Annotated in this window: 14 protein-coding genes; 4 read left to right on the plus strand and 10 right to left on the minus strand. The window is 61.6% G+C overall.

Annotated features, from left to right (window positions below):
- Positions 1–14: 14 nt before the first annotated feature.
- The 3 genes from AGA_RS00455 to AGA_RS00465 form a co-directional block, all read right to left on the minus strand.
- Entirely contained in the window at positions 15–440 is a 426-nt protein-coding gene (locus AGA_RS00455; RefSeq protein WP_059022545.1) for a flagellar FliJ family protein, read from the minus strand.
- 10 nt (positions 441–450) lie between these two features.
- Complete coding sequence (gene fliI, locus AGA_RS00460) at positions 451–1,758, minus strand: flagellar protein export ATPase FliI (RefSeq protein ID WP_194299284.1); 1,308 nt, start codon at positions 1,756–1,758, stop codon at positions 451–453.
- 184 nt (positions 1,759–1,942) lie between these two features.
- A complete protein-coding gene (locus tag AGA_RS00465) occupies positions 1,943–4,105 on the minus strand; it encodes a DUF1217 domain-containing protein (protein ID WP_059022546.1) in 2,163 nt (720 codons plus the stop codon).
- A gap of 311 nt (positions 4,106–4,416) precedes the next feature.
- Here AGA_RS00465 and AGA_RS00470 point away from each other — a divergent pair, with 311 nt between their 5' ends.
- Together AGA_RS00470 and AGA_RS00475 are read left to right on the plus strand one after the other, a co-directional pair.
- Positions 4,417–5,130, plus strand: a complete 714-nt coding sequence (locus AGA_RS00470; protein ID WP_059022547.1) for a glycosyltransferase family 25 protein — start codon at positions 4,417–4,419, stop codon at positions 5,128–5,130.
- A 25-nt stretch (positions 5,131–5,155) separates the two neighbouring features.
- Entirely contained in the window at positions 5,156–5,662 is a 507-nt protein-coding gene (locus AGA_RS00475) for a hypothetical protein (protein ID WP_173568016.1), read from the plus strand.
- A gap of 24 nt (positions 5,663–5,686) precedes the next feature.
- Here AGA_RS00475 and AGA_RS00480 read toward each other — a convergent pair whose 3' ends face one another.
- The 4 genes from AGA_RS00480 to AGA_RS13970 all read right to left on the minus strand — a co-directional run bounded on the left by AGA_RS00480 (position 5,687) and on the right by AGA_RS13970 (position 7,879).
- Complete coding sequence (locus AGA_RS00480) at positions 5,687–6,118, minus strand: hypothetical protein (protein WP_059022548.1); 432 nt, start codon at positions 6,116–6,118, stop codon at positions 5,687–5,689.
- Complete coding sequence (locus AGA_RS00485) at positions 6,115–6,459, minus strand: rod-binding protein (protein ID WP_083503487.1); 345 nt, start codon at positions 6,457–6,459, stop codon at positions 6,115–6,117. Before AGA_RS00485 ends, AGA_RS00480 begins: the two co-directional genes overlap by 4 nt.
- 6 nt (positions 6,460–6,465) lie before the next feature.
- Entirely contained in the window at positions 6,466–7,560 is a 1,095-nt protein-coding gene (locus tag AGA_RS00490) for a flagellar basal body P-ring protein FlgI (protein WP_059022549.1), read from the minus strand.
- A 172-nt stretch (positions 7,561–7,732) separates the two neighbouring features.
- Complete coding sequence (locus AGA_RS13970; RefSeq protein ID WP_231945858.1) at positions 7,733–7,879, minus strand: hypothetical protein; 147 nt, start codon at positions 7,877–7,879, stop codon at positions 7,733–7,735.
- 170 nt (positions 7,880–8,049) lie between these two features.
- Here AGA_RS13970 and AGA_RS00495 point away from each other — a divergent pair, with 170 nt between their 5' ends.
- Positions 8,050–9,003, plus strand: coding sequence for a transglycosylase SLT domain-containing protein (locus AGA_RS00495; protein ID WP_059022550.1), 954 nt, complete (start codon positions 8,050–8,052; stop codon positions 9,001–9,003).
- Positions 9,004–9,072: 69 nt separating this feature from the next.
- Here the strand turns inward: AGA_RS00495 and AGA_RS13315 are convergent, their stop codons facing one another.
- The 3 genes from AGA_RS13315 to AGA_RS00505 all read right to left on the minus strand — a co-directional run bounded on the left by AGA_RS13315 (position 9,073) and on the right by AGA_RS00505 (position 13,973).
- Complete coding sequence (locus tag AGA_RS13315) at positions 9,073–10,917, minus strand: tetratricopeptide repeat protein (RefSeq protein WP_231945860.1); 1,845 nt, start codon at positions 10,915–10,917, stop codon at positions 9,073–9,075.
- 10 nt (positions 10,918–10,927) lie between these two features.
- A complete protein-coding gene (locus AGA_RS00500; protein ID WP_172793708.1) occupies positions 10,928–12,280 on the minus strand; it encodes a tetratricopeptide repeat protein in 1,353 nt (450 codons plus the stop codon).
- A 118-nt stretch (positions 12,281–12,398) separates the two neighbouring features.
- On the minus strand, positions 12,399–13,973 hold the full coding sequence (locus tag AGA_RS00505; RefSeq protein WP_231945862.1) for a glycosyltransferase: 1,575 nt from the start codon (positions 13,971–13,973) through the stop codon (positions 12,399–12,401).
- 436 nt (positions 13,974–14,409) lie between these two features.
- Between AGA_RS00505 and flhA the strand changes: the two genes are divergently transcribed.
- Positions 14,410–16,443, plus strand: coding sequence for a flagellar biosynthesis protein FlhA (gene flhA / locus AGA_RS00510; RefSeq protein WP_059024546.1), 2,034 nt, complete (start codon positions 14,410–14,412; stop codon positions 16,441–16,443).
- Positions 16,444–16,475: the final 32 nt, after the last annotated feature.

Below are 16,475 nucleotides of genomic sequence, written 5' to 3' on the forward strand. Positions count from 1 at the left end.
ACCCATGCCCGCTCCTACTGAAAAAACGGACGGGCCCGGCGGGACAGGTCGTCCAGCTCCGCCTGCTCACGCCGTGCAAGCAGAACGCGCGCCTCTTCCTCACGCTTCTCCAGCAGGGTCTGCGCGGCCTTGTAGGCGGCATTGGCCTGTATCAGTTCCTCGCGCACCCGTATGGAATCGTGGCGGGTCTTGAGCACCATCTGCTCGGCCTGCGCAACGTTCTCCTGCGCAACGGGCAACCACAGCCGGAAGGACTCCCGCCCGGCATCCCCCTCTGCCTCGTCCCGCTCAAGCTCGATCTGGGTTAACTGGCGCTCCAGCTCCGTCAGGGCTGCGTTTTCGGCCGCCAGTGCGCGGGCCATACCGGCGCGGGCCTCATCCGCCTCTTTTTTGCGCAGGCGGATCAACGCATGAAGGGAGCGGATTCTGGCGCTGCTCATGGCTGTTCAGCTACGACAGCGCGCCCCGTAGGGCATCAAAACTTTCAGGCAGGGTGGCGCGCTCACCCTTGCGCTGCTTGAGCATTTCCTCCACCGCCGGGGCCACGCGAATGGCCTCGTCCACGCGCTGGTCATTGCCGGGGCGGTAGGCGCCAAGGCGGACCATGTCCTGCATCTCATCCCAAGTGGACAGGCAGGAGCGAGCTTGCAGCACAAGCTGGTTCTCCTCCTCCGTCAGGCATCCCGGCACTGTGCGCGAGAGCGAGCGCAGTACATTGACCGCAGGGTAACGCCCGGATTCCGCAATGCGGCGTTCCAGCACCACGTGCCCGTCCAGAATACCGCGCACGGCATCTGCCACGGGTTCGTTCTGGTCATCCCCTTCCACCAGCACAGAGAACATGGCGGTCATCTGCCCGGCATGGCCTTGCTCGTCCATCAGGCCCGGGCCTGCGCGTTCCAGCAGGCGGGGCAGTTCGGCAAAAACACTGGGTGGGTAGCCACGCGTGGCAGGAGGTTCGCCCGAGGACAGGCCAATCTCACGCAAAGCCTGACAGAAGCGGGTTACGCTATCCATCAGCATCAGCACCGACTTGCCCTGATCGCGGAAGTGCTCGGCCACGGCCATGGCGGCATAGGCGGCCTCGCGCCGCATAAGGGGGGATGTGTCGGACGTGGCGACCACCACAACGGACTTGGCCAGCCCCTCCGGCCCCAGATCATCCTCTACAAACTCGCGCACTTCGCGCCCACGTTCGCCCACCAGCGCAATAACTGCAACGTCACACGCCGTATCCCGCGCGAGCATACCCATAAGGGTGGACTTACCCACGCCCGAACCCGCAAACAGGCCAAGGCGCTGGCCCTCGCGGCAGGTGGTGAACAGGTTGAGTGCGCGCACCCCAAGGTCTATGCGCGGGCCAAGGCGCGCACGCATGGCGGCCTCCGGCGGGGAGGCATGGAGCCGCTGGGGCGTACCCTCGGACGGGAGCGGGCCTTTGCCATCCATAGGCCGCCCCATGGGGTCCACCACCCGGCCCTGCCACCCGGCATTGACCATAAGCGTACCCCCGGCCCTGCGCCGCCTCTGTTCCTGATCATAAAGCTGGAAAGTCGCACGGCAGCCCGAACCAATACCCTCCAGCGAGCCAAAGGGCATGGCAATGGCAATATCCTGCTGAAAGGCCACAATTTCGGCCTGCGTCTGCCGTCCATCCAACCCGTAAATGGTGACGCGGTCACCCACGCCGGTAAAGTCCCGCAGACCACTGAGCGAGACTGACAGGCCAGAAAGGCCCGTAACCCGCCCCTCCAGCATTCCCACGGGCACATCATGCCGGGGGCTGGAAATAGCGCCACGCACGGCGTCCAGCACGCCCGAAAGGGCAGATACGGAAGCCTCGACTGGCGAGGGAGAAAGCGGTTCCGAACTCACGTCAACAACAAACCAGATACGGGGTTATGCTGCCCCGCCCCATACGTGCAGGGCAGGACCACCTTGCCTAGAACAGGCTGGAATAAATACTGCCCGAGGAGGAGGAATCGTCACTGCCATCATCAAACAGGGCGAGAATACCCTCATCGCTATCATCCCCACCAAACAGGTCCAGCAGGCTGGCGGGCGTATCCGGCGTTTGTGGGTTGATCTGCAACATGGCCAGATACTGCTCGGCATATTGCTGGATCTGCTTGGGCGTGGACAACTTGGTGAGGTCCACCTTCTTTTCCAGCAGACGCACCTGCTGGTCATAATCCAGCGCGCCAAACTGGTCCGGGTCGTAGCCGGAGACTGTCTCCACCACAGTCAGCAGGGTCGAGTCTGACATAAGCTGGGACAGGGACGTAATGCTGCTCATGGTGCGGGTAAAGTACAGGGCGTTACCAACACCGTTGTCACTCAGCGCGGAGCTACTTTCGTACTGCCGGAGTTCGTAATCATCCGCGATGGTCTGAATTTTTTCAGACGTAAAGGGCGTTGCGCTCACGCTGCCCCCGCTGGCACCCCAGACTTCAAACGCATCGGCAAAGGTCTGCCACGTGGAATTGCCCGAAGCAGCCGCAACCGATGTGGACGATGTGGGGTCCTGCGTCAGCAGGGCGTTAACCAGCGTAGTCTCGTTACTGGCGGCATCCACGCCGTAAGCCCCGGTCACAACCTGCAACACGCTAGAATTGGCCAGCAGGGCGCTGGCGGTGGTGATGGTCGCAGCAGCACTTGCAAACGCACTGATGCCCGACTGCACCAGCGAGGTCATGTTGCTCTGGAAGCTGGAGGAAATGGACGCAATAAGCGTGGACGACATAACGCTGCCGGTCCCGTTATTCTGCCCCCATGTTTTAAAGGCCTCGGCAAAGGCCAGCCATTCGGAATTGCCCGATGTCTGCGCCAGAGAGGTGGAGGAATCCGGGTCCTGCGTCAGCAGGGTTTTCACCACATCGGTATCGCTGGCCAGAGACCCCAGACCATACGCCCCCAACACCACCTGCAAGGATGAACTGTCATTCAGCAGGTCATTCACCGAAGTCATGCTCAGCGCATCACTCTTGAAGGACGTAATGGCAGCGCTGGTCTCGCTCCCGATTTCCGCCGTATATTTGCTGGCAATGGCGGTAATGGTGGAGGAGGTAAACGGCGTGGATGTAGCTGTGCCATCCCCTTGGCCCAGCGCCTTAAAGGCGGTGGCAAAGTCCTGCCATGCCGTACTGCCCGACGCCTGCGCCAAAGAGGTGGACGATGTGGGGTCCTGCGTGAGCAGCGCGGTAAGAATACTGGTGTTGTCCGTGCTGGAATCCAGCCCGTAATTGCTCATGACCATGGAGAGCACGGTCGAATTGCTCATCAGGGCGGACGCGCTGGTGATGGTCGCCGCCTGACTTTTGAACGCATTAACATTGGTGTCGATCGCGTTGTTAACCGCAATCTGGTAGCGCAGCGCAATGGAACTGAGGGTGGAGGAGGTAAACGGTGTGGACGTAGCCGTGCCGCCCCCCTTGGCCATAGCCTGAAACGTGTAGGCAAAAGCCTGCCACGACGTGTTGCCCGATGTCTGCGCCAGCGATGTGGAGGAGCTTGGGTCCTGCGTGAGCAACGAGGTCAGGACTGTTGTGTCATCCTCAAGCGATTCCATGCCAAAGGCGCTCAGCACCACATCCAGCACGGTAGAGTTGTTCAGCAACTGGCTGGCGGTGGTAATGGTCGCCGCCTCGCTTTTGAAGCTCGAAATATCGCTGGTGAGGGAGGCCGTTGTGTCGGTCTGATATTCGTTGACGATGGAGGTAATGGTGGAGGATGTCAGCGGCGTTGTCTGCACGCTGCCCCCGCCTTCCCCCCAGGATTTAAACGCATCGGCAAAGGCCAGCCACGTGGCGTTGCCGGATGATTTGGCGAGCGACGTGGAGGAATCGGGGTCCTGCGTCAGCAGCTTCTGCACAATGGCGGTCGCGCTGGAATACGACCCCATGCCATAGGCACCCAGCACCACCTGAAGGGTGGAGTAATTCTTGAGCAGCTGGCTGGCGGTGGTAATGGTCGCGGCGGATTCTTCAAACGCGGCTACGGCCTGCTTGGTCGTCACATCGGTCTTGGCATAGTTGGACGCGGCCGCATCTTCATTCTTCAGGGCCATCAGATACTGGCTTACCGGCGAAATACCGCTAACGCTCATAAATCCAATCCTTTACGTGCTGCATACCAATGCGATGGCCGTTGCCTGCGACCTTAAAAAAACCATGTATTCGGGCACAGTATATGGCCTTGCCCCCAACAAAGCCACAGGAATATGCTCTGTCAGCTTTCATGCTTCCAAGGCTTTCCTTGTGTCCTACTCTGCCGTATTCTCAATGCACATAAACGGGTTTCGCCGCGGGTCTCTGTTTTGCATGATCTGGTACCGGCAATGGCGGCGCCTCCCATTATCTCGTGCGTATCCGGGTAGCGGACGTATTTTATTCAACCTGACCCCAGCAGGAACCGTAGATGTTCAAGTTTTTCATCAGCAATGACACAACGCCAGGCCAGACGGACCGGTTCCTGCGCCTGAACGCCCATGTTCCCGAGCTTGTCCGCTCCATTGGCGTTAGCGAGCAGACGCTAGACGTGCAGGCCATGAAGCAGATGAACCTGATTACGGCCGAATGTCAGTTCTCCCCCCGCGCATTTGCCGCAGCCCTGTCCCACGTGGCGCTGTGGGGCAACGTGGCCCAGCACAAGACCGCCGTGCATGTGTTTGAAAACAACGCCGTGCTGTGCGCCAACTTTGAAGCGGAAAGCACGCGCATTCTGGCCAGCCTGCCAGAGGACTGGGACTTTGTGCTGTGGGGCAACACGCCCGGCGCAACCATTCAGTTTGATGTTCTGCCGGAACTGGCGCTCTTTTCTGGCGCGGTGCAGCCTCCGTACTCCGCCCGTGGCGCCGCCGCGCTGAGCGAGATGAACGTCACCTCCCTCGCCTTCCCGCTTATGGCCACGCAGAGTATCGCTGGCTATGCCATCTCCCCTTCCGGCGCGGAAAAGCTGATCAAGGCCTGCGTGCCCCTGACCAGCACCAGCGTACCCGCTGCCAATGGGCAGGATGGCAATGTGGCCGCACAGACGCTTCCGCAGTTGATGAGCCTGCACTACTCCACCATGAAGGCTTATGTTTGCGTGCCGCCCCTTTGCATGACAGACGCCTCGGCTCCCTCCCTCTAAAAAAACACAGCACGGAACCCGCCAGATGCACACAGGCAGCCCCTTGCCACCCAAGGCGACACCCAACCGCGCCAGCCAACTGGCCAAGGCTGTAGCCGGGCTGCTGTGCACCACGCTGGCGGGGTGCATGTCCCCCGCGGCACCGTATCTGGAAAAGGGCAAAACGCTCTCCGAGGCCGGGTTTGTGGCCCATCAGGCCGACACAACCGCGCGTTACGCCATGATGAACCGCCTGCCGCCGGGGCAGTTAACCTACCGCCCCTCCCCCGATGGACCGATTTACCTTTACGCGGACCCCATTGGGTGCGGGTGTGTGTATATGGGCTCGGAAAACGCCTTCCGTACCCTGCACAACATGACCACGGCGCAGATGCAGGACAAAAAGAAGCAGCCCCCCTCCGTTGTGGAGGAACTGGCGGCCATGACGGCGGAAAACCGGCGTGACACCTTTTTGTGGGACTGGAGCGCATGGTACTCCGGCGCGGACCCGGCCGGGAACCAGCCGCGCAAGGTTATTGGCGGCTACTGGTAAAGCTGTAATTTGGGGCGGAGCGGCTTAAAAGTCGCCCCGCAAGGCCAGCGCCCCACCACCGTGGGCACCCACCGTGTAACTGCCAGATGCGCCATACCCAAGGCGCTGCTCCTGCGCTGCATCGTCCAGCACAAGTTTGATAAGCGTATCCTGCGCGGCAATGGCGCTTTGAAGCAGGTCGTCATTCGCTTTGACCAGCGCGTTAAAGCGCTTAATGGCGGCTTCCATTTCCGGGCCGACCTGACTGGCCCGCTCTTCCGCCGTCAAGGACCGAACCTGCGCGGGTGAGAGCAGCTTGCGCAAAAGCTGCGTCAACTCCCGCTTGCGGGGCACAAGCTTCTCCACATCCTGCCACTGACCGGACTTCAGCAGTTCGTTTTCCTGCTCCAGCAGAGCGCTTACAGCACCAAAGCACTGCAACAGCCGGTCTTGCAGATCCTGCGGCTTATCGGTCATGATTCGCCCTTTTCCTGCTGTGCTTTTTCCTGCATGGCCACCATCTGGCGGTACACGCTGTCCGCCAGACCAATGCCGCCATTATTGGCAATCTGCTTCCCCATTTCCAGCACCTGCAACGACCGGAACTGGGACTCCGCCGCCCCGCCGCCAAACAGGCTGTTGGCCGTGTCCACCGTGTCAAACATAGGCTGAAGCATTTCGCCTATGGTCACGCCTTCAAAGTCGATGGCGGCCTTGCGCGTTTTTTCCAGCGCCTCAGCACTCAGCCCCGCGCGGGTGGACGCGGCGTTCTGGGCGCTGGCAATCTGGGCTGCGCTTACGTTGGGAATTGAGCTCATTGCTGACTACCTCACTTCCAGATCGGCCTGTAGCGCGCCATCCGCCTTGATGGCCTGCAAAATGCCAATCATGTCTCGCGGGCCCATGCCCAGTGCGTTCATCCCCGCCACAAGGCTGGCCAGTGTTGGCCCTTCCCGCAGGATACCCAACCTGTGCGAGCTATCCGTGCTCACATTGGCCTGCGTACGGGGGACAACGGCGGTCACACCGTTGGAGAAGGGGGCTGGCTGGGCCACCTGTGGTGTTTCGGTGACCTGAATGGTCAGGTTCCCCTGCGCAATGGCCACGGTGCTAATCCGCACACTGTCACCCATAACAATGGTGCCACTGGCCTCATCCACCACAACCTTGGCCATGGTATCCGGCTCAATCTGGAGGTCACCAATCCGGTACAGGGTCAGGGACGGGTTGCGCCCGGTCAGGTCCACGGCAATGGTGCGCGGGTCATCCACCTGCGCCATATGCGCGCCAATTCTGCGGTTGATAACCTCGGCCACACGGGTTGCGGTGGTAAAGTTGGGGTTATGCAGCGAGAGGTGAATAACCCCCGTCTCCCCCAGTTTGACCGGCACCTCACGTTCCACCACGCCACCATTGGCAATATGCCCGCTGGTGGGGATGTTACGCGTAACCGTTGCGGCCTGCCCCCCCGCCGTAAAGGCGTTGGTCACAAGGGAACCCTGCGCCACGGCGTACACCTCGCCATCCGCAGCCTGTAGGGGCGTTACCAGCAGGGTACCCCCGGTCAGGTCCTGCGCGTCACCCACGGCGGAAACGGTTACGTCAATCCGCCCGCCCCCGTGTGAGAACGGCGGCAGGGTGGCGGTGACCATAACGGCGGCCACGTCATGCGTCTGCAACTGAATTTCACGGTCACGGATGTTCACGCCCAGACGGTTGAGCATGCTGATCAACGTCTCACGCGTGAAGATGATGTTGGTCAGACGGTCGCCCGTGCCATGCAGGCCCACAACAAGCCCGTAGCCGACCAGTTGGTTGTCCCGCACGCCTTCGTAATCAACAATATCCTTCACCCGCACCGTAATGGCATGAGCGGGAGAGACGGGCACAAACAGGGAGAGCATGAAAACGGCGGCCATAACGGCCCGAACCCAGACCGACGCCCCCGCCCCATACGGTTGGAAGATGGCGCCGCCACATTGCCATTGTGACTGGCTGCGCTGCCATGCCCGTTGCTCGCCTTGAGGCGGTTCCTCATATACCTGCTTACCCCTGATTGATCAGCCCGGCACCGGGTGCAGGGTCATCACGTCACATTGTGTCATAAGGATAGGCGCGCTGGCCATTCCATTCAATGCCCATGTAACCTGCCTCGGCCCCTGCCCAAAAGCCTTTTTTACCACCCCATGCACCCCGCATCCCATCCCGCGTGATGCCAAAGGAAGCCGGGAACAGCAAAGATGATGCAAAATCATGGCATTAATCAGCCCGGACTTGGCAGGGCATGATCTTTTGGACATGAATCCTTGCATCCTGCGCCCCGCAGGAATACAGCCCTGTATAGAAAGACCCGACCAAGGCCAGTTTTGCCTGTCTGTCGCGCGCTGTATTCTTCCATTACTGGCATAATGGCCAACAATAGTAAGGAGGTAAGGGACACGCTGTCCGGCTTTGCCCAGACCCACGCTCCCGCCCGACCCCGCATGATGCCTTACTCCCCCCGCACCCTGCCCGGCCGCTGGCTGCTCTGCGCAGCCCTGTTTTCCTGCACTGCCCCTCTGGCCGCCACACAGGCCCATGCCCGCTCTGTGGAGGCGGAGATGTGTACGGCAGCCACGGCGCAGGCCGAGCGCAGCCTGCATATTCCCGATGGATTCCTGTCCGCCATGGGGCGGGTGGAAAGTGGGAAGGTCGAATCCGACGGCACGGTTTCCGCATGGCCGTGGACCGTTAATGCTGCGGGTATTGGCTACCATTACAACAGCCGGGCAGAAGCCGTGGCTGCGGTGCAAAGCTTCCGCCAGCAGGGCATCATGTCCATTGACGTTGGGTGTATGCAGGTCAACCTGCAACAGCACCCCGATGCGTTCTCCTCGCTGGAACTGGCGTTCGACCCGCAACGCAACGCCATGTACGCGGGCAATTTTCTGCTCCAGATGTATGACAAGACGGGGAGCTGGCCGCGCGCGGCCGCCGCCTACCACTCCCAGACTCCCGGCATAGGCACCCCCTACCAGTGGAAGGTGCTGGAGGCATGGGCCATGCCGCAGGATGGGCGCGATGCCGTGGCGCAAAAAGGCCCGGTGATGCCGCAGGTGTTCCCGCACCCCGTTACCCCCTCCGTTCGTCACCCGCCTATGATGGTGGCGGAAGCCAGCACGGGCACGGGGCCGGATGGCACACCCATTATCTCGCACCCCAAGGTGTTTCATCCTTTTCAGGGTATGCGCAATTTTGTGGAGCCCGCACCTGTGGGCAACAGCCACGGCAGCGGAATGCGCGGGCGCTCGCTGGCCTCCTACCGGGCCAACCCCGTGGCGCGCGCCTCTACCCAGCGTGTTGCCTCCCAGAACGGGGATTAACGCCAGCGCCACGACAAGGCCGTACCCCCGTGGTGCAGCCTTGTGTATGAGCGGTGCAGGGAGGGCTGGTTAATCCAGCGCGCCCTTGCCCGGCCGCCACGTTGCCACCCATTGCCGCAGGGCTGCGCCCATCTGCTCCAGAACCGGCTCAAACGACCGCTCCTGCGCACGGAAAATACGCAACGTTGGGTACCACGGCCATGTCTCGCCCGAATCCCCCCAACGCCAGCACGCATCCCGGCGGCTGACCATCCACACCGGTTTGCCCAGCGCACCCGCCAGATGCACGATGGATGTATCGACCGACACCACAAGGTCCAGATTCTCAACAACTGCGGCCGTGTCGGCCATGTTGTACACATCCCCCATCAGGTCCAGAATGGGCTGGCCGTGCCATGCCGCCAGTTCCTCCCGCGCGGGACCATGCTGGAGGTTAACCAGCACGGCATCCACCGGGGTCAGGGCCGGGCCAACGTTGGACAGAGCGGTAGAGCGGCGCTGGTCCACAATGGCTTCGGACGCCTTCGGCCGTTTGCCCCCTGCCCACACAATGCCAATCCGTGGGCGTCTGGCGGGCATACGGGCGGCAAAGCGCGCCACATCCGCTGGGTCCACCTTAAGGTAGGGAATGTCGGCCGGAATATCGGACGGGCACTCCACCCCCAGCACAAACGGCAGGTCCGGCAGGGTTACTATGGCGTCATACCCGCTCTGGCGGACAAACCTGCAATCCTCCACAACCGTGGCCATGGGAAAGGAGAGCGCAAAGAGCCGCAGCAGGTTGGAGGGCACCACAAGCGTAACCTTGGCCCCGGCCTGCACCAGACGCGGCACAAAGCGTACAAACTGAAGGCTGTCCCCAAACCCCTGTTCCTGACAGACCACAATGGAGCGGCCCGCCAGAGTATCCCCCTTCTGGAGGCGTGGCAGGCTATGGTACCATGCCAGCGGGTCGGTCAGGCCCATAGCGCGGTCCTGATAATACTTGGCCCCCTCCCCAAAGCGCCCGGCCTTGAACAGGGTCAGCGCGTAACCCAGCCGGATGGCGGCGTTATCCGGCTCCTGATCAAGCGCCTTTTTGTACCAGACCAGCGCCTCCTCCGAGCGGTTCAGCCGCTGGAGCACGCACCCCATGTTGTTCAGCAGGGCGGGTGTAGTGTCCTGCGCATTGGCAAACCAGTCCTCCAGAACCCGGAGGGCCTCGTCCAGAAAACCGGCATCCTGCAAGGCGAGCGAAATATGCTCGCACGCATACAGCCACATATCCGGGTGGTTCTGCACAATCTCGGCAAAAATGCGCAGGCCCGCCATCAGGTCCCCCTGTGCGATCAGGGTATTGGCCAAAAAGAGCTTGAGCTCGTGCATTTCGGGCTTGAGGTGCATTGCCTTGCGCAGCAATGCGGCCACCAGATCGTAGCGCGCTGTGTAGGTGTTCAGCAGCAGTATGGCGCTAAGCAGAATGGGCACGTTGTCCTGATGTGCCAAAAGCACATCCCGCACCAGTTGTTCGCCCGCTGCCTGATGCCGTAGCTCGAACAGCATGACAGCCAGATCATGCAGGCGTTCGGCTGTTGGGTTCTGTATCAGCGCCTGCCGCTGTTCCCACAGGGCTTCCACCGTCAGCCCCTCCGGCAGGGGAATAGGGAATGTGTCGTTCGGGCTGCTGGCAATGCGGCTCATATCAGCCTGATCCGCCATGGCGGTGCCCGCTGGTGCTGGCTGTGGGCTGGCCGGGACCTGCTGCTGGCCACCGTGCCGCTGGGTGGCTACCCAAGCCTGCAAAGCCGTCCCCACCTGCTGGAGTACCGGCGCAAGCGAACGCTCCTCCGGGCGGAAAATACGCAATGTTGGATACCACGGCGATGTCTCGCCCGAATCCCCCCACCGCCAGCACGCATCCCACCGGCTGACCATCCACACCGGTTTACCCCAGCGCGCCAGCCAGATGCAGCGGAGAGGTATCGACCGAAATAATCAGGTCCAGATTGTCCATAATGGCCGCTGTGTCGGCCATATCCTGCACATGCTCCATCGGGTCAAAAATAGGCTGGCCGTGCCATGCCGCCAGATCGGCCCGTGGTGCGCCAAACTGAAGGCTGACCAGTGTGGCGTCCACCGGCGTAAGCGCCTGCGCCATGGCTTCCAGCGTGGTCGAGCGCAACTGGTCGGCCATCACATCCTCGCCCGACTGCCGCCGGTCCCCCGACCAGACCAGACCAATGCGGGGGCGGCCCGCAGGCAGCAGGGCCGCAAAGCGCGCCACATCCGCCGGGTCCGCGCGCAAATACGGCACAGTGGCGGGAATATCCGCCGCCCGTTGCAGGCCTGCTATATAAGGCAGGTTGGGAATAGGCAGGGCATAGTCAAACTGTTCGTCCAGCTTGATCTCGGCCAGAATACGCACGGTCAATTCCGGGTAGGACAGGCGCAAAAGCCGTTCCAGAACACCCCCAACCGCTACCGTTACCTGCGCGCCGCGCTCTACCAGACAATGGGCAAAGCGGATGAACTGGAGCGTGTCGCCCAGCCCCTGCTCCTGGTACAGCACCACTGTTTTGCCAGCAACGTCATCCCCCTTCTGCAAGGTGGGGATCTTTGCAAACCAGCGGGTCAACTGGGTTAGCTTGGGCGGGCGTTGCGCGTACAGTTCCCACCCTTCCCCATACTGACCGGATTTGAGGAGTGCGAGCGCGTGACCGAGCTTGAGCCCCTCATCATTCGGGTCCAGCGCCTTGCCCTGTTTATACCAGGGGATGGCCTCCTCCGAGCGGTTGAGGCACCCTAACGCACACCCAATGAGGTTAAACATCTGGGCCTGTGGCGCGCCCTGCCTAATGGTAAACAGCATGACATCCAGCGCCTCCTGCGGATAACCCATACGCAGGAATGTTTCGGAAATCTGGAGTGTGGCCTCCACCCTCTGATCGGGAAAACGGCGGATCACATCCGCAAGCTGGGCACTGCCGCCGGGCAGGTCGCCCTTGGCCACCAGCGCCTTGGCGAGGTGAATTCTGGCTGTTGCGTTATCAGGCTCCAGCGCCACCACCTTACGCAGCATGGCGGCAGCAATATCGTACCGGGCAGCGTGGATGGAGAGGATATAGGCAGCCACCAGCAGATACGGGGTCTGGTCGGGAAAACGGGCAACAAGCTCCAGTGCCAGCCGCACGCCCTCATCCGTCATCCCGCACCGGCACATGGCCTCGCACAGCCCTCCGGCCTTAAGCGGGTTCGGATTTTGCAGAAGAATCTGCTTCTGGGCCATGAGCTTTTGCATATTTGCCTTTTCAGGCTCCCACATCGCTGTCATGTCCGCCCTTTTTATACCCTTGTGGTCATCTGTGTTCAGCCTTACCACGCTCCCCCCGGTCATGCCATGCGGGGGTGCATCGCCTTCAGCCTCGCCGGATTGTGGCAACCCATGTCTGCAAGGCCGCACCCACCTGCTGGAGCACCGGCCCAAACGTGCGTTCCTGCGGGCGGAAAATGCGCATGGTGGGGTACCACGGCGTCTGTTCCCCCGCATCACCCCACCGCCAGCACGCATCCCACCGGCTGACCATCCATACCGATTTGCCCAGAGCCCCCGCCAGATGCAGCGGAGAGGTATCGACCGAAATAATCAGGTCCAGATTGTCCATAATGGCCGCTGTGTCGGCCATATCCTGCACATGCTCCATCGGGTCAAAAATCGGCTGGCCGTGCCATGCCGCCAGATCGGCCCGTGGCGCGCCAAACTGAAGGCTGACCAGTGTGGCGTCCACCGGCGTAAGCGCCTGCGCCATGACCTCCAGCGTGGTCGAGCGTAACTGGTCGGCCAGCACATCCCGCCCCGTGCCCCGCCGCTCGCCCGACCAGACCAGACCAATACGCGGGCGGCCCGCAGGCAGCAGGGCCGCAAAACGCGCCACATCCGCCGGGTCCGCGCGCAAATACGGCACAGTGGCGGGAATATCCGCCGCCGTCTGCATCCCCATAACGGAGGGCAGATAGGGCACCGGCAAGGCGTAATCATACCGCGCGTTCCGATCCATATCCGGCAAGGAGCAGACGGTCATGGAGGGAAAAGACATGGCCAGAAGCCGCACCAGCATGGGATATGTGGCTATGCTGACCTGCGCCCCCAGCCCCACCAGACCAGCGGCAAAGCGGATGAACTGGAGCGTGTCTCCAAACCCCTGCTCCTGATACAGGACCACTTTTTTGCCTGCCAGATTGGCCTGCGCCACATCGTCCCGCTGGAGTTGGGGCACGCTGGCTAGCCAATGGGTGAGGCCGTTTGTCTGCGGGGGTCTGTGCGCAAACCATGCCCACCCTTTGCCGTACTGCCCGGCCTTGAGCAGCGCAAAGGCGTAGTTAAGGGCCGTGGTGGTATTGTGCGGCTCCAGTTCCAGCGCCTGTTGGTACCAGAGCAGGGCCTCGCCCGAGCGGTTCAGCCGCACCAGTGCGGCCCCCATGGTGGCAAGCAGGGCCGCATCGGGCGGGCCTTCGGCCACAAGGGTGTACAGCAGGTGCAAGGCCTCCATTGGCCGCCCCACGCGCAACAGCGTGGCCGCCAGATTTTGCCCCACAACTGGCCGCTGCGCAGGGGCGCGGGCCATGACCTCCTCATACAACGCACAACCACCGGCAACATCGCCCTGTTCCACCAGCGCCGCCGCCAGCCGGACCGCATACGCCAGATTATGTGGCTCTAGCGCCACAACCTGACGCAACAAGGCCACCACAATATCCAACCGGGGCGTATGGTGGGCCATAACATCAGCCGCAGCCAACACGAGGGGCGCATTATGGGGGTGGGCTGCCACAACCTCCAGCGCAAGGCTTACGGCATCGCGGTTGCGGCCCGCATGGCACAAGGCGGCGCACACCTCCGCCATCCCCGCCGCCGTGGGCTGGTGCAAAACCTCCTGCCTGCGGGCAACAAGGGCTGCAACCTCCGCCGCATCCGGCTCCCAGGTCTCCCTCATGCTCACGTTCTGCCCGTACTGTTCATAGGGGCGGACCTTACCATACCAGCCGGACTTAACCAGCCGTGGCGCACCCCGCCAACTGCGCACAAACAGGAAGACACCGCAGGGCCAGAACCATTTTCTGGCCTTGGGTTGCACTTGGTGTTAACTGTACTTGCATAGCACATACAGGGGCTTTAATGGCGCAGTCTGTCATGGTCCGCAACAGGATGGATCATTACAGAATCCGCCGTAAACCGTGCCGCTACAAACACCAAAGGGAACGTGGTTCTTGAATACTGCCGATGGCAACTCGGTCAAAAAAGCCGCTGCTGGCAAACTGGCGGACAAGACCGCTGCCGCACGCGTAAGATTTGCATCGACCTCGCGCCTTCTTACGCAGTCGGTCGGCACATTGCGCAACGGCGGATGGAAAGCCCTGCCGTGGCGCGCCATGATTCCGGGCACGGATATCGGGCTGGCCGTGGGCGTGGTGGTGCTGCTGTCCATCCTTATTCTGCCACTGCCGACCTTTATTCTGGATATGGGGCTGTCCATCTCCATCACCTCCTCGGTGCTGGTGCTGATGGTGGCGCTGTTCCTTGAGCGCCCGCTGGACTTTACCTCCTTCCCTACCCTTTTGCTGCTCACCACCCTTTTGCGCCTGTCGCTTGAAATTGCCACCACGCGGCTGATCCTCAGCCACGGGAGCGAGGGCCCCTATGCCGCAGGCCACGTTGTGGCCGCCTTTGGCGGGTTCCTTATGGGCGGGGACGTGGTAATCGGCGGGATTGTGTTCTGTATCCTGCTGGTTGTGAACTTTATGGTCATTACCAAGGGGTCGGGGCGTATTGCCGAGGTGGCGGCCCGCTTCTTCCTGGACTCCATTCCCGGCAAGCAGATGGCCATTGATGCCGACCTTGCCTCTGGCGCCATCAACGAACGGACGGCCCGCGTCAAACGTAAGGAACTGGAGGAAGAAAGCGCCTTCTACGGCTCCATGGATGGTGCGGCCAAGTTTGTGCGTGGGGATGCCATTGCCAGCATCATTATTACCGCCATCAACATTGTTGGCGGGCTGACCATCGGCGTGCTGCGCCACGGAATGCCGCTGAGCGAAGCAGCCAGCACCTTTACCATGCTCACGGTGGGTGATGGTCTGGTCTCCCAGATTCCGGCCCTGCTGGTGTCCACCGCCGCCGGTATTGTGGTGACCAAGGGCGGAACAGATGGCACGGCCGACGTTATTCTAGCCCGCCAGTTGAGCGGTAACGCCAAGCCTCTGGGTGTGGCGGCGGCCCTGTCCGCCCTGTTTGCGCTCATGCCCGGCCTGCCCGCGCTGCCGTTTATGGCCATTGCCATTGCCGCAGGCACCGGCGCGTGGCTGCGTAGCCGCGCCCCCGAATCCGACAGTGATGGGGATGTGACTGAAATTACGCCACAGCCCACCACCACCCCCATTTCCGAAATTCTCAAGCTGGACCTGCTCCGCCTTGAGCTGGGCTTTGGCCTGCTGCCCCTAACCAGTGGAGACACCCCCCAGCTTGCCGAGCAGATTAAGGCGCTGCGGCGTTCCGTTGCGACCGAGATGGGGTTTGTAACCCCGCCCGTGCGGATTCAGGACAACATCCACCTACCTTCAGAAAAATACGTCATCAAGCTGAAGGAAATTGAGATTGCCTCGGGCGAGGTCAAACCGCACAAGCTGCTGGCCATGACCCCCTCGGGCGGTGTGCCGCCCATACCGGGCGAAAAAACCACGGAACCCGCCTTTGGCCTGCCTGCGGTCTGGATTGAACCCGCGCAGAAAACCAAAGCCATGGCCATGAACTGCACCGTGGTGGACCCCGCCAGTGTGATTGTGACCCACCTGAGCGAAACCGTGCGCCAGAACCTGCCTGACCTGCTGACCTATGTGGCCACACAAGCCCTGCTGGATGATATGCCGCGTGAGCAGCAGAAGCTGGTTAACGACCTTATTCCCTCGCAGGTGCCACTCAGCACCGTACAGCGTGTGTTGCAGGCGCTACTGGCCGAGCGTGTTTCCATCCGCGACCTGCCCACCATTTTGGAAAGCATTCAGGAAGCGTGCGGCATGGGGCTGCGGGGCATTCAACCCCTTACCAACCATGTGCGCATGCGCCTGTCGCGCCAGATCTGCAACACGCTGGTTGGGCCGGGTGGCTACATTCCCATTGTGACCCTTTCTTCCAAATGGGAATCGGATTTTATGGCGCATATCACTGGCCCGGCGGAAGACCGCAAGCTGGCCATGCCGCCTTCCATGCTCAATGTTTTTGTTGGAAAACTGCGCGATACCTTCAACGCGCTCTCCACTAATGGCGAGATACCGGTCATTGTCGTTGCCTCCCCGGTCAGGGATTCCATGCACGCCATTGTCGAACGGGTGCGTCCTTCCATTTCCGTTCTTTCGCAAGCTGAGATATACCCTCGTGCCCGGATCAAGACGGTTGCGACCATATCGTGACAGGCAGCCAGCAGACCGCACCATGGGAGTAG

It is taken from the genome of Acetobacter ghanensis, assembly GCF_001499675.1.
Taxonomy (GTDB): Bacteria; Pseudomonadota; Alphaproteobacteria; order Acetobacterales; family Acetobacteraceae; genus Acetobacter; species Acetobacter ghanensis.